An 18,970-nucleotide genomic window follows, 5' to 3' on the forward strand; every position below is an offset into this window, starting at 1 on the left:
GACGGCGGCCCCGCTGATCCGGCTCCGGGCGGGCGAGGGCGCCGACGCTCAGGCCGTCGCCCCGCCCCTCGACCGTGCCGGGCCCGCCGGCGTGGCCCGACTCCGCAGCGCGTGCAGGGTGTCGACCCGGTTCGTGGTGATCGAGTCGACGCCGAGGCCGATCAGTCTGCGCATCGAGCGGCGGGTGTCGGGGGTCCACACCGACAGCAGACAGCCGGCCTGGTGGACCCGTTCCGCCAGAGCCCGGTCGACCAGCGCGAAACGGTAGTTGAGCCAGCGCGGCTTGATCGCGTCCAGCAGCCCCGCGCGCGCCGGGGCCAGCGTCGTCCGGGTCAGGGCGATCTCGGCGGACGGGTCGGCCGCGCGCACCGCGAGCATCGTCGGCGCGTCCCCGGTGTAGTAGACGCGCTCGGCGGCCCCGGCCTCGCGGGCCGCCGCCACGATCCTGGCCACCGCGCGGGCGTCGGGCTCGCCCGGCAGGTCGATCATCACCCGGCTGCCGTCGGTCGCGGCGAGCGCCTCGGCCAGCGTCGGCACCCCGCCGTCGGTCACCGCGCGCACCTGGTCCGCGGACAGCGACCTCAGCGGCTTGTCGTGTTCCCACAGCCGGTCGAGGGTCTCGTCGTGCAGCAGCACGGGCACGCCGTCCCGGGTGAGTCGTACGTCGATCTCCACCGCGTCCGCGCCCAGGCGGAGCGCGGAACGCAGTGATTCGAGCGTGTTCTCACGGGCGTGGTATGGGGCGCCGCGATGGCCGACGGCCGTCAGAGTCTGCATGCGCCCATTGTGGTGGTGCTCAGGAGGAGAGCCACCGCGAGGTGTACGTGTCGATCTCGGCGGCCAGCCGGGCCTTGCCCGCCTCGTCCCAGAACGACGCCTCGACCGCGTTCTTCGCCAGGTCGGCGACGCCGCGCTCGTCCAGGTCGAGCAGGCGGGCGGCGACCGCGTACTCGTTGTCGAGGTCGGTGTTGAACATCGGCGGGTCGTCGGAGTTGATCGTCACCACCACACCGGCCTCGACGAACTGCTTGAGCGGGTGCTCGTCGAGGGTGGCGACGGCGCGGGTGGCGATGTTGGACGTCGGGCACACCTCCAGCGGAATGCGCCGCTCGGCGAGGTGGGCGAGGAGCTTCGGGTCGCGGAAGGAGCTGGTGCCGTGGCCGATGCGCTCGGCGCCGAGCTGGGTCAGCGCGTCCCACACCGTCTCGGGACCGGTCGTCTCACCGGCGTGCGGCGCCGACCGCAGCCCGGCCGCGATGGCCCGGTCGAAGTACGGCTTGAACTGCGGGCGCGGCACGCCGATCTCGGGGCCGCCGAGCCCGAACGACACCAGGCCCTCCGGGCGCAGCCGGTCGTCGGTGGCGAGCCGCAGGGTCTCCTCGGCGGCTTCGAGGCCCGCCTCGCCCGGAATGTCGAAGCACCAGCGCAGCACGGTCCCGAAGTCGGCCTCGGCCGCCTTGCGGGCGTCCTCGATCGCGTCCATGAACGCACGCTCGTCGATGTTGCGACGGGTCGACGACCAGGGTGTGACGGTCAGTTCCGCGTACCGCACCTGCTGGCGGGCCAGGTTCCTCGCCACCTCGTAGGTGAGCAGCCTGACGTCCTCCGGAGTGCGGACCAGATCCACCACGGACAGGTACACGTCGATGAAGTGCGCGAAGTCCGTGAAGGTGAAGAAGTCCGCGAGGGCCTCGGGGTCGGTGGGGACCTTGGAGTCGGCGTGCCGGGCGGCCAGTTCCGACACGATGCGCGGGGAGGCGGAGCCGACGTGGTGGACGTGCAGTTCGGCCTTGGGCAGTCCGGCGATGAACGCGTGCAGATCGCGCGGCGCCGACGCGGACTCGAAACGGTGGTCGGTCAAGGGTTCCTCCCCGGAACGGCGTCCCCGGCGGGTCGGCCGGACGGGACGCGGGTGATCGGCTGATCGGTGACTCGAGGATCATCGTAGGCCCGGACCACACGGGTTCGACGGGGGCCGTAGCATGACAAGACGTTCGACAGAGGGGGTCCCGGGCATGTCCGACGACGCGCAGACGCCGGCAATACCGGAGAACGACGCCGTACCCGCCCCGCGGCGGCAGACGCCCAGCGTCCCCCTGTCCAAACGAGCCGAACCGGCTGACGCGGGCGCGGGGGCGACCCCGGCACCCGCGTCGGACCCCTGGGCGGGCCGCGACGTCACCGAAGGAACGGGGCCCGGGGGAACGGGACCCGGGGGAGCGGTGACGGGCGGAACGGTGCCGGGCGGAGCGGTGACGGAGGGAACGGCGGCCGAGGGTTCGGCGCCGTGGGCCGGGAGCGCGCCGGCCGCGGACCCCTGGGCCGGGCGGGATGTCTCGGCGGGGGTGTCCGGGACGACCGGCGCGACCCCGAACCCCTGGGCCACCCAACTCGACGCCGCCGGCCCCGCGGACCCGGCCCCGCCCACGCCCGACCCATGGGCACCGCCCGTCGCCGACGCGCCGCCACCCGGCGCGGGGCACACCGTCGTCGAGAGCGCGGGTGACTTCGGGACGCCGGGGACGAAGGTGCCGGGACCGGGATCAGAAACGGGACCGGGATCAGCAACGGGATCAGGGTCGGGAGCGGGAGCAGGGCCGGGGTCGGGATCAGATCCACGGCAGGGTGAGTCGGTGAGCGTCGACGCGCCCAAGTCGTCGCCTGGAGACGCGCCCAAGTCGTCGCCTGGAGACGCGCCGTCAGACCCGGCCGCGGCGGTACCCCAGCCATGGGCCCACCCCGCCGCACCACCGGCCCCGGACCGGCCCGGCCAGGCCGACGCGAACCCGTACGCCCCGCCGGCCCCCGGCGACCGGGCGCCCTACGCGCAGCCGGCCCCAGGCCCCCTGCCCACCTACGGTCAGCCGGCCCCCGGCGCCCACCCCCCGTACGGCGAGCCCACCCCCGGCGCCCACCCCCCGTACGCCCAGCCCGCGCAGGGCACCCCGCCTCCCTACGCCCCGCCCGCGACCGGCGGCGGATCAGGGCTGCCCTACGCGCCCCCGCTCGGCCACCCCGGTGAGCCGGTGCCGCCGCCCCCGATAGCCCCGGGCGGCCCCGGGCAGCCCGCGTACGGCTACCCGGGCGGCTACGGCTACCCGACCGCACCCGGCTACGGCGCCCAGGGCGTCGGCGGCTACCCGGCCTGGGCGGGCGGGATGACGCCGCCGCCCAGCAACGGCATGGGCACCGCCGCCCTGGTCCTCGGCATCCTCGCGGCCGTCGGCTTCTGCTTCTGGCCGCTGGCGATCGTGCTCGGGGTCCTGGCCCTGATCTTCGGCGGTATCGGCCGGGCCAAGGCCACCAGGGGCGAGGCGACGAACCCGGGCGTGGCCCTGGCGGGGATGATCTGCGGCGGCTTCGGCGTCCTGTTCGGCATCGGCATGTTCACCCTGGTGTTCGCCAGCTTCTGACGCCCGGAGAACCCGACCCGCGCCCCAGGACGCCCACCCCCCTAATCCGCCGCGCGCGCCCGCGCCTCCATCAGTGCGAATCCCAGCAGGTTCTGGCCGCGCCAGCGGGCCGGGTCGTGGGCCGCCTCGTCGGCCGTGGTGAGGCCGATGCCCCAGATCCGGTCCACCGGGCTCGCCTCCACCAGGACCCGGTCCCCGGTGCCGAGCAGAAACCGCCGCAGCTCCTCGTCGGCCGTGAACTTGTGGACGTTGCCCTCGACGACGATCTTGAAGCGTTCCCGCCGCCAGGTCTCCTCGTCGAAGCCCCGCACCTGCGCCCCGGCCTTCTTGGCCTCGGCCGGGTGCGTCGCCGCCAGCGCGCGCCGTTCCCCTTCCGGGTCGCCGAACAGCCGGGCCTTGGCGGCCATCATCCAGTGCTCGGCGGTCGCGTACGCCACCCCGTCGACCGTGAACGGCGACGGCCACCACTGGCTGAGGCAGCCGGGGCCGAGCCGTCCTGAGGGCGGCGGCCGGTGGCCCCAGAAGTGCAGGTACTTGACCGTCGCCCCCGCGCGGACGGCCTTGACCAGCGCCTCTCGTGAATCGATCTTCCCCGTGGTTCCTTCCATGCACGCGAGTGTGACAGCGACCACGGACACTCCGTCCTCCCTTTTCCGCGCCCACTCGACACCTGGTCGACAGATTCCGTCGCGTAACCAAAAGGCAACAACGGAATCACTTGTTGGACGCCCTTGGCTCTGTCAGGATCGGCACTCAAATCGAGCTGGAGCTACGCCATCCGGCCCCGTGCCGCGGGGCGCCGGCGGAGGAGAGCGACATGCACAACCCGGGCACTGCCACCCCGGACCGATTCCCCGCGCAGGACCGGTTCGCGGCCGGCGCGCAGTACATCGCCGGACGTCTGGTCACGGGCACGTCGGGCCGCACCCACAGGGTCGTCGACCCGGCCACGGGCGAGGGCTGCTACACCTACGAGCTGGCCGGGCCCGCCGACGTGGACGCGGCCGTCGCCGCCGCCCGCGCCGCGTTCCCCGGCTGGGCGGGCGCCACCCCGGGCGAGCGCTCGGACGCGCTGCACCGGCTCGCCGGGGTGCTCGCCGACCGCGCCGAGGACTTCGCCCGCGCCGAGTCCCTCCAGTGCGGCAAGCCGCTCAAGCTGACCCGCGAGTTCGACGTGCCGGGGACGGTCGACAACGCCGCGTTCTTCGCCGGTGCCGCCCGCCACCTCCAGGGCCAGTCCGCCGGTGAGTACTCCGGCGACCACACCTCGTACACCCGCCGCGAGCCCATCGGCGTCGTCGGCTCCATCGCGCCCTGGAACTACCCGCTCCAGATGGCCGCCTGGAAGATCCTCCCGGCCATCGCCGCGGGCAACACGATCGTGCTGAAGCCCGCCGAGCTGACCCCGCTGACCTCCCTGCTGTTCGCGCAGGCCGTCACGGACGCCGGCATCCCCGACGGGGTCGTCAACATCGTCACCGGCACCGGACGGGAGGCGGGCGAACACCTCGTCGGCCACCCGGACGTCGCCATGACCTCGTTCACCGGCTCCACCGCCGTCGGCAAGCGGGTCGCCGAGATCGCCACCGCCACCGTCAAGCGGCTGCACCTGGAACTGGGCGGCAAGGCGCCCTTCCTGGTCTTCGACGACGCCGACCTGGAGGCCGCCGCCCACGGCGCGGTCGCCGGCTCGCTCATCAACACCGGCCAGGACTGCACGGCCGCCACGCGCGCGTACGTGCAGCGAGGGCTGTACGAGGCGTTCGTCGAGCGCACCGCCGCCCTGATGGCGGGCGTCAGGCTCGGCGACCCGTCCGCCCCAGGCACCGACCTCGGCCCGCTGATCTCGCACGCCCACCGCGACCGGGTGGCCGGCTTCGTCGACCGGGCCCGCGGCTACGCGCGCGTGGTGACCGGCGGCGAGACACCCCTGGGCGATCTGGCCAACGGCGCGTACTATCTCCCCACCCTGATCGCCGACGCGGCGCAGGACAGCGAGGTCGTCCAGTCCGAGATCTTCGGACCGGTGCTCGTGGTGCTCCCCTTCGACAGCGACGACGAGGGGATCGCCCTCGCCAACGACACCCCCTACGGACTCGCGGCCTCCGCCTGGAGCCGTGACGTCTACCGGGCGAACCGCGCCACCCGGGAGATCAAGGCGGGCTGTGTGTGGGTCAACGACCACATCCCGATCATCAGTGAGATGCCGCACGGCGGCTACAAGTCCTCCGGCTTCGGCAAGGACATGTCGGTGTACTCGTTCGAGGAGTACACGCAGGTGAAGCATGTGATGTTCGACAACACCGCGGTGGCGAGGAAGGACTGGCACCGCACGATCTTCGGGGACCGCTAGCGACGGCCGGCCACCGGCCGGACCCACGTGGCAGACACGGACCGACCCTCCCGAAAGGGCATCAAGCGCATGGAGCAGTACGAGCCCGACCGCCTGTCCCCGGCCCAGGTGGCCGCCATGCGGCGCAGCTTCCGCAACGGCAGGGCCGCCCTCACCCGGCGGTCGCTGCTGCGCGCCTCCGCCGGCGGCGCCCTCGCGGTCGGCGGCCTCGGCGCGCTGACCGCCTGCGGTATCCCGGCGGCAGGCCGGACCGAGGGCGGCACCTCGGCGGAGGACCGCTCCGCCACCGAGAAGACGGTGAACTTCTCCAACTGGACCGAGTACATCGACGTCGACGACAGCGGCAAGAGCCACCCGACCCTCGACCAGTTCAGGCGGCGGACCGGCATCGCCGTCAAGTACACCGAGGACATCAACGACAACAACGAGTTCTTCGGCAAGATCAAGCCGCAGCTCGCCGCGGGCCAGGCCACGGGCCGTGACCTGATCGTCCTCACCGACTGGCTGGCCGCCCGGCTGATCCGGCTCGGCTGGGTCCAGAAACTGGACCCGTCCCACCTGCCGCACGCCTACAGCAACCTGTCGGCACAGTTCCGCGACCCCGACTGGGACCCGGGCCGCGCCTACTCCTACGTCTGGCAGGGCATCTCGACGGTCATCGCCTTCAACAGGAAGGCGCTCGACGGCGTCGAGGTGAAGTCGGTCTCCGACCTGCTCGACAAGCCCGAGCTGAAGGGCCGGGTCGGGTTCCTCTCGGAGATGCGCGACAGCATCGGGATGACCCTCCTCGACATGGGCAAGGACCCGCGGAAGTTCACCGACGACGACTACGACGCGGCCGTCGCCCGCATCCAGAAGGCCGTCGACAAGGGCCAGATACGCCGCTTCACCGGCAACGACTACACGTCCGACCTTACCAAGGGCGACATCGCGGCCTGTGTCGCGTGGGGCGGTGACATCGTGCAGCTCCAGGCGGACAGCCCGGACGTCGACTACATCATCCCGGACAGCGGCTACATGACGTCGACCGACAACCTGCTGATCCCCAACAAGGCGCGGCACAAGACCAACGCCGAGCGGCTCATCGACTTCTACTACGAGCCGGAACCGGCCGCGGAACTCGCCGCGTACGTCAACTACGTGAGTCCCGTCGACGGCGTCAGGCCCTACCTCACCAAGATCGACAAGGGGGCCGCGGACAATCCGCTGATCCTCCCCGACAAGGCCATGGCCGCGAAGTCCCACGCCTTCCGCGCACTGAGCGCGGAAGAGGAGACGGCCTACGAAGCGAAGTTCGCGAAGCTCACAGGGGCGTGACGACGATGACGACAACCACCGACGGCGGCGGCGACGTGCGCCTCTCCGGCATCAGCAAGACCTACGGCTCCTTCACCGCCGTGCACCCGCTGGACCTGACCGTCCCGCAGGGCTCGTTCTTCGCCCTGCTCGGCGCGTCCGGCTGCGGCAAGACCACCACCCTGCGGATGATCGCGGGCCTTGAGGAGCCCTCGGCGGGCTCCGTCCACCTCGGTGACCAGGAGGTCACCCACCTGCCGCCGTACAAGCGGCCGGTGAACACCGTCTTCCAGTCCTACGCCCTCTTCCCGCACCTCGACATCTTCGAGAACGTCGCCTTCGGGCTGCGCAGGCGCGGCATCAAGTCGGTGAAGAAGCAGGTCGAGGAGATGCTTGAGCTGGTGCAGCTCGGCGAGCAGGCGCGCAAGAAGCCGCACCAGCTCTCCGGCGGCCAGCAGCAGCGCGTGGCCGTCGCCCGCGCCCTCATCAACCACCCCAAGGTGCTCCTGCTCGACGAGCCGCTCGGTGCCCTCGACCTCAAGCTGCGCCGTCAGATGCAGCTGGAGCTGAAGCGCATCCAGACCGAGGTCGGCATCACCTTCGTGCACGTCACGCACGACCAGGAGGAGGCCATGACGATGGCCGACACGGTCGCCGTGATGAACGCGGGCCGGGTCGAGCAGCTCGGCGCCCCGAGCGACCTGTACGAGAACCCGACCACCACGTTCGTCGCCAACTTCCTCGGCACCTCCAACCTGATCGAGGCCGAGGTCGACACCAGGAGCGGCGACGACATCGTCCTGAAGGCGGGCGGCGGCAAGCTGGTGCTGCCCGGGGCGCGATGTTCGGCGCGGGCGGCGGCCGGCGGCAAGGTGCTGGTCGGGGTGCGGCCGGAGAAGATATCCCTCGCGCACGCCGACGAGGCGGGCGCCGTACCCGAGGGCCGCAACCGGATCACCGGCCGGATCACCGACTCCAGTTTCATCGGCGTCTCCACCCAGTACGTGATCGACAGCCCGGCCTGCCCGAAGGTCGAGGTCTACGCGCAGAACATCGACCGGGACACCCGGCTGGTGCCCGGCGCCGAGGTCGTCCTGCACTGGAACCCCGCGCACACCTTCGGCTTCGGAGCGGACCGGTCCGCCACCACCGGCACCGACGCGGGCGCGGACGAGGTGGCCGCCTGATGGCCGCCGCCACCGAGGCGCCACCCCTGGTGCCGGGCTCCGACAGGCCGAAGCCGCCGCGCAAACGGGGCCGCTGGACGCCGTACCTCCTGCTGCTGCCGGGACTGCTGTGGCTGGTGGTCTTCTTCGCGCTGCCGATGATCTACCAGGCGTCCACCTCGGTGCAGACCGGCTCCCTGGAGAACGGCTACAAGGTCACCTGGCACTTCGTCACCTACTGGGACGCGCTGTCCGAGTACTGGCCGCAGTTCCTGCGCTCGGTCCTGTACGCGGCGGCCGCGACGATCCTGTGCCTGCTGCTCGGCTACCCGCTGGCGTATCTGATCGCCTTCCGCGCGGGCCGCTGGCGCAACCTGATCATGATCCTGGTGATCGCGCCGTTCTTCACCAGCTTCCTGATCCGCACCCTCGCCTGGAAGACGATCCTCGCGGACAGCGGGCCCGTGGTCGGCGTCCTCAACACGCTGCACGTCCTGGACGTCACCAGCTGGCTCGGCTGGACGGCGGGCGACCGGGTCCTCGCCACCCCGCTCGCGGTGGTCTGCGGCCTCACCTACAACTTCCTGCCGTTCATGATCCTGCCGCTCTACACCTCCCTCGAACGGATCGACGGGCGGCTGCACGAGGCGGCAGGCGACCTCTACGCGAAGCCGTTCACCACCTTCCGCAAGGTCACCTTCCCGCTGTCGATGCCGGGCGTGGTCTCCGGCACGCTGCTGACCTTCATCCCCGCGACGGGCGACTACGTCAACGCCGAACTGCTCGGCTCCACCGACACCCGCATGATCGGAAACGTCATCCAGACGCAGTTCCTGCGGATCTTGGACTATCCGACGGCCGCGGCCCTCTCCTTCATCCTCATGGCCGCGATTCTCCTCATGGTCACCTTCTACATCCGCAAGTCCGGGACGGAGGATCTGGTCTAAATGCCCTTCGTCAACTGGCTCAAGCGGCATCTCGTCGTCATCGCGGGACTGGTGACACTCGGATATCTGCTGCTGCCCAACATCGTCGTCACGGTCTTCTCCTTCAACAAACCGAAGGGCCGTTTCAACTACGCCTGGCAGCAGTTCTCCCTGGACGCCTGGAAAGACCCGTGCGGGGTCGCCGACATGTGCGGATCGCTCTCGCTCAGCCTCCAGATCGCCTTCTGGGCGACGGTCGGCGCCACCGCCCTCGGCACGATGATCGCCTTCGCGCTGGTGCGCTACCGCTTCCGGGCCCGCGGCGCCGTCAACTCGATGATCTTCCTGCCGATGGCGATGCCCGAGGTCGTGATGGCCGCCTCGCTGCTCACCCTGTTCCTCAACATGGGCGCCCAGCTGGGCTTCTGGACGATCCTGATCGCCCACATCATGTTCTGCCTCAGCTTCGTCGTGGTCGCCGTGAAGGCCCGGGTGATGTCGATGGACCCGCGCCTCGAACAGGCCGCCCAGGACCTCTACGCCGGACCCGCGCAGACCTTCCTGCGGGTCACACTGCCCATCGCCGCACCCGGCATCGCCGCGGGCGCGCTGCTCTCCTTCGCGCTCTCTTTCGACGATTTCATCATCACCAATTTCAACGCGGGTTCGACCGTCACCTTCCCCATGTTCGTCTGGGGCTCGGCGCAGCGCGGAACGCCCGTTCAGATCAATGTCATCGGTACGGCCATGTTCCTCATCGCCGTACTGTTCGTGCTGGCGTCGATGATCGTCACTCGTCGCCGCACCAGGCAGAAGGCCTGACAGAGAAGCCGGGACGACCCGGAGAAGCCCTGTAGGGAGTTGAAATCATGGCCCCGAGCGCCATGACCCGTTGGACCGAATCCCTTTCCGAAGCGCAGCCCGTGCCGTACTGGCTCGACGACCCCGGCAGGCCCCGCCCCGAACCCGCGCTCACCGCCGCCGAATCCTGCGACCTGCTGGTCGTCGGCGGCGGGTACAGCGGCCTGTGGACGGCGCTGATCGCGAAGGAGCGCGACCCGGCCAGGGACGTCGTCCTGCTGGAGGGCCGCGAGGTGGGCTGGGCCGCCTCCGGCCGCAACGGCGGTTTCTGCGCCGCCTCCCTCACCCACGGCCTGCCCAACGGCCTCGCCCGCTGGCCGGGGGAGATCCACCGCCTCCAGGAGCTGGGCGCCCGCAACCTCGACGAGATCGAGGCGGCCGTCGCCCGCCACGGCATCGACTGCGACTTCGAGCGCACCGGTGAGATCGACGTGGCGACCGAGCCCTACCAGGCCCGCGAGCTGCGCGCGTGGTACGAGGAGAGCGAGCGGGCCGGCCTCGCCGACGGCGTCGAGTACCTGGACGCCGACGCGGTCCGCGACCAGGTCGACTCGCCGACCTTCCAGGCGGGCCTGTGGGACCGCAGGGGCGTCGCCATGCTCAACCCGGCCAAGCTGGTCTGGGGCCTGAAGGCGGCCTGCGTCCGGCTCGGCGTCCGCGTCTACGAGCACACCCCCGCCCTCGCCCTGCGCGGGCACGGCGCCGGTCTCGCCGTCCGCACCCCGTACGGCTCGGTCCTGGCCCGCAAGGTCGCGCTCGGCACCAACATCTTCCCGAACCTGATCAAGCGGGTGCGCGCCTACACCGTCCCGGTCTACGACTACGCCCTGATGACCGAGCCGCTCACCGAGGGCCAACTGGCCTCGATCGGCTGGCGGAACCGGCAGGGCCTCGGCGACTCGGCCAACCAGTTCCACTACTTCAGGCTCTCCGCCGACAACCGCATCCTGTGGGGCGGCTACGACGCGGTCTACCCGTACGGCGGCCGGGTGCGCGCCGAGTACGACGACCGCCCGGAGACCTACGCCAAGCTCGCCGGGCACTTCTTCACCTGCTTCCCGCAACTGGAGGGCGTCCGCTTCTCGCACGCGTGGGGCGGCGCGATCGACACCTGCTCGCGCTTCTCCGCCTTCTTCGGCACCGCCCACCGCGGCGGCGTCGCCTACGCGGCCGGGTTCACCGGGCTCGGGGTGGGCGCCACCCGGTTCGGCGCGGACGTGATGCTGGACCTGCTGGACGGCGCGGACACCGAGCGCACCCGGCTGGAGATGGTCCGCAGGAAGCCGCTGCCGTTCCCGCCGGAGCCGTTCGCCTGGACCGGCATCGCCCTCACCAAGTGGTCGCTGGCCCACGCGGACAGCCACGACGGCCGCCGCAACCTGTGGCTGCGCACGATGGACCGGATGGGCCTCGGCTTCGACAGCTGACCCGTACGGCGGGACGACGGGACCACGGGACCACGGGACGGCGGCTGGATCGTCGAGTGTGATCCGGTTCACCCTCACGGGATGCCGCAACCCGCGTAATGATCGACCCGGGACCTCCCTCTCTCCCGTGACGCGACCGCGTCGACGTGAGACAAGGGAGGTCCCCTCATGACTGGGGAGAAGACGGCCGTCGAGTGGCTGGCCTCGGTGGCGCCCGAGCCCGGGGCGTGCCGGTGGGAGTGGGAGCGCAATCCGCTCGGGGTGGCGCTGCTGCCCGCGGGCAAGGCCTGGGACGTGCTGATCCTGCCGGCCACGCTGGGCTATCCGACGCTCGACGTGCTCACCCGGGTCATCGACCGGCCCGGCCCGGTGCTGGTCGACTTCGGCGACGCCCGGATGGGTTTCTTCGTGCCGCCGGGCACCGCCGCGCGGTGGCTCGGCACCGGTATCCGCACCGCCGGGTCGGGCACCTGGATCGTGGTGCCGTACCCGGGGCGGTCCACCGGCGGGGTGCGCTGGCTGGTCGTGCCCGACGGCTCGGGAACCCTCACCGATCCGGCGCTGCTGGAGCTGGCGATGCACGAGGCGGCGGCGGGACTGGCCGGGGAGGGAGGTGCGGGGTGACCGCGTGAGGTCTTGACAACAGGATTGGTCTGGACCAAATTGGGCGCGCTCCACCCCTCCAATTCCCCCATGCCCGGAGGCACTTGTGGATCGCTTCAGACCTGTCCTCGCCGTGCTGACGGCCGCTCTGCTGGCCGTGCCCGGCATCACCGCGCTCTCGTCGGCCGCCCGTGCGGCCGACGCGGACCTCGCGAGGAACGGAGGCTTCGAGACCGGTCTCGACGGCTGGACCTGCCCGGCGGGCACCACCGTCAACACCCCTGTGCACAGCGGCGGTTCCGCGCTGCGGGCGACCCCGGCCGGCAGCGACAACGCCCAGTGCGCGCAGCGGGTCACCGTGCGCCCCGACTCGCAGTACACGCTGAGCGGCTACGTCCGCGGCTCCTACGTCTACCTCGGCGCGAGCGGCACCGGCACCACGGACGTCTCCACCTGGACCCAGTCGGCCCCCGACTGGCAGCGGCTCACCACGACCTTCCGCACCGGCCCCGCCACCAGCAGCGTCACCATCTACACGCACGGCTGGTACGGCACCGGCGCCTACTACGCCGACGACCTCACCCTGACGGGCCCGGGAGTCGACGCGGGCCAGCCGCCCGCCGCCCCGACCGGCCTACGCACCGGCACGGTCACCTCCACCAGCGTCGCCCTCTCCTGGACGGCGGTCCCGGGCGCCACCGGCTACGCCGTCTACCGCGACGGCGTCAAGACCCAGACGGCAGGCGGCACTTCGGCCACCGTCACCGGCCTCACGGCCGCCACCGCCTACTCCTTCCAGGTCACCGCCACCAACGACACGGGCGAGTCCGCCCGGTCGGCCACCGTCACGGCCACCACGGCCACCGGCTCAGGCGGCGGCGACGGCGGATCGTCCGGCCTCCCCGCGCACGCCCTGGTCGGCTATCTGCACGCCAGTTTCGCCAACGGCTCCGGCTACACCCGCCTGGCCGACGTCCCCGACAGCTGGGACGTCATCGACCTGGCCTTCGGCGAACCCACCTCGGTCACCTCGGGCGACATCCGCTTCGACCGCTGCCCGGTCACCGAGTGCCCGACCGTGGAGAGCGACGCCGACTTCAAGGCCGCGATCAAGGCCAAACAGGCGGCGGGCAAGAAGGTGCTGATCTCCATCGGCGGCGCCAACGGCCAGGTCCAGCTGACCACCACCGCGGCCCGCGACACCTTCGTCTCCTCCGTCTCGAAGATCATCGACGAGTACGGCCTCGACGGCCTCGACATCGACTTCGAGGGCCACTCGCTCTCCCTGAACACCGGCGACACCGACTTCAGGAACCCGACCACCCCCGTCGTCGTCAACCTGATCTCCGCCCTGAAGACCCTGAAGGCCAGGTACGGCGCCCGGTTCGTGCTGACCATGGCCCCGGAGACCTTCTTCGTCCAGATGGGCTACCAGTACTACGGCACCGGCAAGTGGGGCGGCCAGGACCCGCGATGCGGCGCCTATCTGCCCGTCATCCACGCCCTGCGCGACGACCTCACCCTGCTGCACGTCCAGGACTACAACTCGGGCCCGATCATGGGCCTCGACAACCAGTACCACTCGATGGGCGGCGCCGACTTCCACACCGCCATGACCGACATGCTCCTCACCGGCTTCCCGGTGGCGGGCGACCCGGACAACGTCTTCCCGCCGCTCCGTCCCGACCAGGTCGCCATCGGCATGCCCGCGTCGGTCAACGCGGGCAACGGGTACGTGGCCCCCGCCGAGGTCACCAAGTCGCTCGACTGCCTGACGAAGCGCACCGGCTGCGGCACCTACACCCCGCACGGCACCTGGCCGGCGCTGCGCGGCCTGATGACGTGGTCGGTCAACTGGGACCGGTTCGCGGGCTGGGAGTTCCAGCGGATGTTCGACGGCTACTTCGGCTGACCGGTCGCGGCGTCCCGCCGCCCGGCTCCGCGCCCTCGGCCGGTCCTGTCGATCCGGCCGAGGGCGAGCGCCGTCAGGGTCAGCAGCATCGTGGCCAGGCACCAGCTCGCGACCACGTCGAGGGGCCAGTGGTAGCCCCGGCGGACCAGGCCGTAGGAGACCGCGAGGACCAGGGCCGCGCACCCGCAGCACAGGGCCCGCCGGGCGGCGGGCGTCCGCAGGTGGGGAAGGAGCAGCAGGGTGGCGGCGCCGTAGGCGACGGCCGCCGTCGCCGTGTGTCCTGACGGGAAGTAGCCGGTCGCGGGCGGTACCGCGGGGGTGCCCTGGCGGTCGGTCCACACCTTGAGCGGTACGACCAGTGCCGGGACCAGCGCCATCGGCACGGCGCCCGCGAGGGGCGGCAGCCACCAGTGGTCTGTACCGGAGGACCGGCCGCGCAGGGCGACCAGGCCGAGGACGGTCACGAGCACCGGGATCGCGATCTGGACATTGCCCAGGTCGGAGAGGAGTTCGGAGGGCCGGTCGGGGTGCAGGAGCGCGGCGTCGACCCGCTCGTCGAGGCGGAGCAGGGGGCCGTCGGCCACGACCTGCCAGGTGATCAGCGCGAGGAGCAGGGCGGAAAACCCGAGAAGCCCGAGGAGCCGGAGGCGGCTGCGAAGAGGGGGAGAGGAGGTCGGCCGCCCCGGAACAGGGGGGGTGGTTCCGGGGCGGCCGACCGGACCGGATCGACGCCCACCCCGGGGGGTTTGGGGTGAGCGACTGTCCGATCGGTGAGGAGAACCGGAGCCGGAGACTCCGGGTGTGTGCGCGAGGGCACGGCCAGGTCGAGGCTGGGGAGGCTCCGACCTGTTGTCGCCCACAGTCCCCTGTGGGCGGGGTGTATCTCTCATCTGGGAAGAACTTACGACAGCCGCGAGGCCCGCGACAGCCGCAACCGCGTCCCGCCATCTACCTCGCACACCTTCTTCACACCCTCTGCCGCAGCCCGCCGCGGTACCCCGGGCGGGCTGCGGCAGAGGGTGCCGGGGTGCCTCAGCCGGCCGCGAAGGCCTGCTCGATGATGTCGAGGCCCTCGTTCAGCAGGTCGTCGCCGATCACCAGCGGCGGCAGGAACCGCAGCACGTTGCCGTAGGTGCCACAGGTCAGGACCAGCAGCCCCTCCTGGTGGCAGGCCTTGGCCACGGCGGCGGTCGTCGCCGCGTCCGGCTCCTTGGTGGCCCGGTCCTTGACCAGCTCGACGGCGATCATCGCGCCGCGGCCCCGGATGTCGCCGATGACGTCGAACTTCTCCGCCATCGCGGTCAGGCGGCCCTTCATGACCGACTCGATGTGCTTCGCCCGCGCGTTGAGGTCGAGCTCCTTCATCGTCTCGATGGCGCCCAGCGCACCGGCGCAGGCCACCGGGTTGCCGCCGTAGGTGCCGCCGAGGCCGCCGGCGTGCGCGGCGTCCATGATCTCGGCGCGGCCGGTCACCGCGGCCAGCGGCAGACCGCCCGCGATGCCCTTCGCCGTCGTGATCAGGTCGGGGACGATGCCCTCGTCCTCGCAGGCGAACCACTGGCCCGTGCGGCAGAACCCGGACTGGATCTCGTCCGCGACGAAGACGATGCCGTTGTCCTTCGCGAACCGGCTGATCGCCGGCAGGAAGCCCTTCGCCGGCTCGATGAAGCCGCCCTCGCCGAGCACCGGCTCGATGATGATCGCGGCCACGTTGTCCGCGCCGACCTGCTTGCTGATCTGGTCGATGGCCTGCGCGGCGGCCTCGGGACCCGCGTGCTCGGCACCCGTCGGCCAGCGGTAGCCGTAGGCCACCGGCACCCGGTACACCTCGGGCGCGAACGGCCCGAAGCCGTTCTTGTACGGCATGTTCTTCGCGGTCAGCGCCATCGTCAGGTTGGTGCGGCCGTGGTAGCCGTGGTCGAAGACGACGACCGCCTGGCGCTTGGTGTAGGCGCGGGCGATCTTCACCGCGTTCTCGACGGCCTCGGCGCCCGAGTTGAACAGGGCGGACTTCTTCGCGTGGTCGCCCGGGGTCAGCTCGGACAGCGCCTCGGCGACCGCCACGTACCCCTCGTAGGGGGTGACCATGAAACAGGTGTGGGTGAAGTCGGCGAGCTGCGCGGCGGCCCGCCGGACGACGGCCTCGGCGGAGGCGCCGACGCTGGTCACGGCGATGCCGGAACCGAAGTCGATCAGCCGGTTGCCGTCGACGTCCTCGATGATCCCGCCGCCCGCGCGGGCCGTGAAGACGGGCAGCACCGAACCCACGCCCTGCGCCACCGCGGCGGCGCGGCGGGCCTGGAGTTCCTGCGACTTCGGGCCGGGGATGGCGGTGACGAGCCGGCGCTCCTGCGGAAGTGCGGTCATGGGGGGCTCCCTGAGATCGTGCGTTCCGGACGGTTCCGGGGCGGTGCCTTTTCGGACGCTTGCGTTCTTTTCTCGCAGGCTAGGGCGGGGAAAGGGAGGTGGGCATGCTCCATGTGGGCGTTGTCGGCGGGTCGCGTTGTCCGCCGTGGACATAGCAGGGCGGTCGCGCGCTGCGCCCATCCCGGCCGCGTAAACGGTGAACTCCCCTTGCCGGGGCGTTAGATTGGCCGCAGGCGGTGGACGGAACGGCTGGTCAGGGGAGCGGACGCGATGGACAGCGACGGGACGCAGGACGCGCGGGGCACACAGGCGAACCCGGTACTGCGTCCGGCCGGGCCTCCCCTGATCCCGGCGATGCCCCCGAGGCCACCGGCCGAACAGGCGCCACCTCCCCGACCGGACGGCACGGCGTTCCTGACCTGGCTGCGGACACCGCGGCCTGAGGCGCTGCCGGGGGTGTGGCGGTTCGCCCACCGGGCCAGGCCCGAGGAGGAACCCGAGGTCGTCCCGGCCCGCCAGCTGTTCAGCGGCGCGGTCATCGCGTTCCTGGTGGGCTGGCTGATCTGGTCGCTGCTCTGGAACGGCTACCTCGGCGGCTGGTGGCTGCTGCCCCTCTACGCGATGATCCCCGACTCCTGGGCCCAGCCGCACAGCGTCGCCTCCGTCGTGGTCGTCTACGCCTACTACGTCCTGATCGCGCTCGTCATCCTGGTCGGCGTCGGCCGGCTCGGCCGCTGGGGCGAGATCTGGCGCCGCTTCGGACCGCCCGCCTGGACCCGCACCGCCCCCCGCGCCGAACCCCCGCCCGCCCCCGCCGAGGACCCCGCCGAATGGCCCCAGCTGCGGGCCGCGGGCGCCACCGACGCCGCCGACCGCCTCGCGGGCGACGCCCGCGCCGGGCTCATGCGGGACGTCGACCACGCCCGGATCTCCCGGGCCTGGCAGGGCGTCCGCACCGGGCGGCACCCGCTCGCCACCTTCACCGGTGCCGTCCTCAAGGACGGCGCCGCCGCCTGCGCCCACCCGTCGGGCGCCCGCGACCTGCCCGCCAGGCTGGCCAGCCACGACCTGGTCACCGGGCAGGTACGGCTCGGCGCCACCGCCGACGACGCCCGCAACCCGTACGCCTACCGGGGCGCGGGGCTCGGCCTCGGCCCCGATCTGCTCGGCACCTCGCTGCTGGCCGTCGGCCCGCCGGGGTCGGGCAAGACCGGCGCGGTGGTCAGGCCGCTCGCCGAGTCGCTGTGCCTGAACGCCCTCGCGGGACGGGCCGCCGTCGTGGTGGTCGGCGCGGCGGGCGCCGGGCTCGGACCGGCCGACGCGTACGACGTCGTCGTCCGGATCGGGAACCCCGACTCGGAGTACGACCTCGACCTCTACGGCGGCACCGGCGACCCCGACGAGGCCGCGGCCGTCCTCGCCGAGGCGCTCGTCGGCGACCTCACCGACCCGCACCCCAGCGGCGACAGCCGCCGCTCCACCACCGTCCTCGCCCAGCTCCTCGGGCCGTTCCGCGCGGTCCACAGCCGGTTCCCCTCGGTGCCCGAGCTGCGTCAGCTCCTCGACATGGCGCCAGGACCCTGGGACGCGCTGCGCACCGGGCTCCAGGGATCCGGGCACGAGTCGCTGCTGCGCGAGCTGGACGCGAGGGAGCGGCAGGCGCGGCAGCCGGGTGACGTCGCGGCGGTGCTCGCCGACCGGGTGGCGCTCCTCGACCGGCCCGCCTTCGCCGGTTTCTTCGACACCTCGGGACGCTCCCGCCCCTTCTCCCTCACCGCCCTCGACCACCCCGTGCGGGTCCGCGTCGACCTGCCCGAACGCGGGCACGCGGACGCCTCCCGGATGCTGGCCCGGCTGGTGCTCGCCCAGTTCACGGCGAGCGTCGCGGCCCGCGAGGACCGGTCCCTCTTCGCCTGCCTGGTGCTCGACGACGCCTCCGCGGTGGTGACGCCCGAGGCGGTGCGCGGCATCCAGCGGCTGCGGTCCGCCAACGCGGGCGCCGTCCTCACCCTGCGCACCCTGGACGACGTGCCGCGCCCGCTGCGCGGACCGCTGCTCGGCGCCACCGGCTGCCGGATGGCGCTCTCCGGGCTCACCCCCTGGGACGGCCAGGACTTCGCCGAGGTCTGGGGCAAGGAGTGGATCGAGGCACGGGACGTCACCGACCGCCAGATCATCGCCGAGACCCCGGCGGGCAAGGCCGTCCACATGCTGCGCCGGGTGATCACCGGCAAGGCGCCGACCGCGCGGGCCGTGACCGTGCGGCAGGTGGAACGGGAGCGCTGGTCGGCGTCCGAACTGGCCCACGGGGTGCCGCCCGGCCACGCGGTGCTCTCCCTGACGACGGTGACAGGCGAGCACGCCCCACCACTGCTGGTCGACCTGCGGGGCTGAGACGGGGGAGGGGGCCGGGGCCGTGGGGCGCGGCTCGGTCCGGCGCGGCTCGGCTCGGTCCGGCCCGACCCAGCGCGACCCGGCGCGGCGCGGCCCGTTCAGGTCGGGACCGCCCGGTCCGATCCGGGGAGGCCCGGCTTGGTCTGGCTCGGTCCGGCTCGGCTCGGTCCGGCTCGGTCCGGCGCGGCTCGGCGCGACCCGTTCAGGTCGGGCCCGACCCAGCGCGGCCCGGCGCGGCGCGGCCCGTTCAGG

The 18,970-nt window shown here is 72.2% G+C and carries 14 protein-coding genes and 1 pseudogene; 10 read left to right on the forward strand and 5 right to left on the reverse strand.

Going from position 1 to position 18,970, the window contains the following annotated elements; all coding sequences use genetic code 11:
* Positions 1-48: 48 nt before the first annotated feature.
* Positions 49-777: a glycerophosphodiester phosphodiesterase gene (locus DDJ31_RS27440; RefSeq protein ID WP_127177709.1), complete on the reverse strand. Its 729-nt coding sequence runs from the start codon at positions 775-777 to the stop codon at positions 49-51.
* A 19-nt stretch (positions 778-796) separates the two neighbouring features.
* Positions 797-1,959 (reverse strand): annotated as a pseudogene (locus DDJ31_RS27445) (adenosine deaminase).
* Between the two features lie 674 nt (positions 1,960-2,633).
* Here DDJ31_RS27445 and DDJ31_RS39335 point away from each other — a divergent pair.
* Positions 2,634-3,413: a hypothetical protein gene (locus DDJ31_RS39335; protein ID WP_240678064.1), complete on the forward strand. Its 780-nt coding sequence runs from the start codon at positions 2,634-2,636 to the stop codon at positions 3,411-3,413.
* 41 nt (positions 3,414-3,454) lie between these two features.
* Here the strand turns inward: DDJ31_RS39335 and DDJ31_RS27455 are convergent, their stop codons facing one another.
* Positions 3,455-4,021, reverse strand: a complete 567-nt coding sequence (locus tag DDJ31_RS27455; protein ID WP_127177707.1) for an NADAR family protein — start codon at positions 4,019-4,021, stop codon at positions 3,455-3,457.
* Positions 4,022-4,230: 209 nt separating this feature from the next.
* On the opposite strand from DDJ31_RS27455, the gene DDJ31_RS27460 reads away from it, so the two are divergent.
* From DDJ31_RS27460 to DDJ31_RS27495, 8 genes are all read left to right on the forward strand, one after another.
* On the forward strand, positions 4,231-5,766 hold the full coding sequence (locus tag DDJ31_RS27460; RefSeq protein ID WP_127177706.1) for a gamma-aminobutyraldehyde dehydrogenase: 1,536 nt from the start codon (positions 4,231-4,233) through the stop codon (positions 5,764-5,766).
* Between the two features lie 69 nt (positions 5,767-5,835).
* Positions 5,836-7,083, forward strand: coding sequence for a polyamine ABC transporter substrate-binding protein (locus DDJ31_RS27465; protein WP_127177705.1), 1,248 nt, complete (start codon positions 5,836-5,838; stop codon positions 7,081-7,083).
* Between the two features lie 5 nt (positions 7,084-7,088).
* Complete coding sequence (locus DDJ31_RS27470) at positions 7,089-8,249, forward strand: ABC transporter ATP-binding protein (protein ID WP_127177704.1); 1,161 nt, start codon at positions 7,089-7,091, stop codon at positions 8,247-8,249.
* Complete coding sequence (locus tag DDJ31_RS27475) at positions 8,249-9,175, forward strand: ABC transporter permease (protein WP_127177703.1); 927 nt, start codon at positions 8,249-8,251, stop codon at positions 9,173-9,175. Before DDJ31_RS27470 ends, DDJ31_RS27475 begins: the two co-directional genes overlap by 1 nt.
* A complete protein-coding gene (locus tag DDJ31_RS27480) occupies positions 9,176-9,976 on the forward strand; it encodes an ABC transporter permease (RefSeq protein ID WP_127177702.1) in 801 nt (266 codons plus the stop codon).
* A gap of 47 nt (positions 9,977-10,023) precedes the next feature.
* On the forward strand, positions 10,024-11,442 hold the full coding sequence (locus tag DDJ31_RS27485; protein WP_127177701.1) for an NAD(P)/FAD-dependent oxidoreductase: 1,419 nt from the start codon (positions 10,024-10,026) through the stop codon (positions 11,440-11,442).
* A 168-nt stretch (positions 11,443-11,610) separates the two neighbouring features.
* Complete coding sequence (locus DDJ31_RS27490; RefSeq protein ID WP_127177700.1) at positions 11,611-12,066, forward strand: hypothetical protein; 456 nt, start codon at positions 11,611-11,613, stop codon at positions 12,064-12,066.
* An 85-nt stretch (positions 12,067-12,151) separates the two neighbouring features.
* A complete protein-coding gene (locus DDJ31_RS27495) occupies positions 12,152-13,957 on the forward strand; it encodes a chitinase (protein WP_127177699.1) in 1,806 nt (601 codons plus the stop codon).
* On the opposite strand, the gene DDJ31_RS27500 is transcribed toward DDJ31_RS27495, so the two are convergent.
* Together DDJ31_RS27500 and gabT are read right to left on the reverse strand one after the other, a co-directional pair.
* Positions 13,945-14,541, reverse strand: a complete 597-nt coding sequence (locus tag DDJ31_RS27500; RefSeq protein ID WP_346656271.1) for a phosphatase PAP2 family protein — start codon at positions 14,539-14,541, stop codon at positions 13,945-13,947. The genes DDJ31_RS27495 and DDJ31_RS27500 overlap by 13 nt on opposite strands.
* Positions 14,542-14,989: 448 nt before the next feature.
* Complete coding sequence (gene gabT, locus DDJ31_RS27505; protein ID WP_127177697.1) at positions 14,990-16,324, reverse strand: 4-aminobutyrate--2-oxoglutarate transaminase; 1,335 nt, start codon at positions 16,322-16,324, stop codon at positions 14,990-14,992.
* A gap of 270 nt (positions 16,325-16,594) precedes the next feature.
* On the opposite strand from gabT, the gene DDJ31_RS27510 reads away from it, so the two are divergent.
* Positions 16,595-18,718, forward strand: a complete 2,124-nt coding sequence (locus DDJ31_RS27510) for an ATP-binding protein (RefSeq protein ID WP_127177696.1) — start codon at positions 16,595-16,597, stop codon at positions 18,716-18,718.
* The last annotated feature ends 252 nt before the right edge of the window (positions 18,719-18,970 follow it).

Source organism: Streptomyces griseoviridis (assembly GCF_005222485.1).
In the GTDB taxonomy this organism is placed as follows: Bacteria; Actinomycetota; Actinomycetes; order Streptomycetales; family Streptomycetaceae; genus Streptomyces; species Streptomyces hintoniae.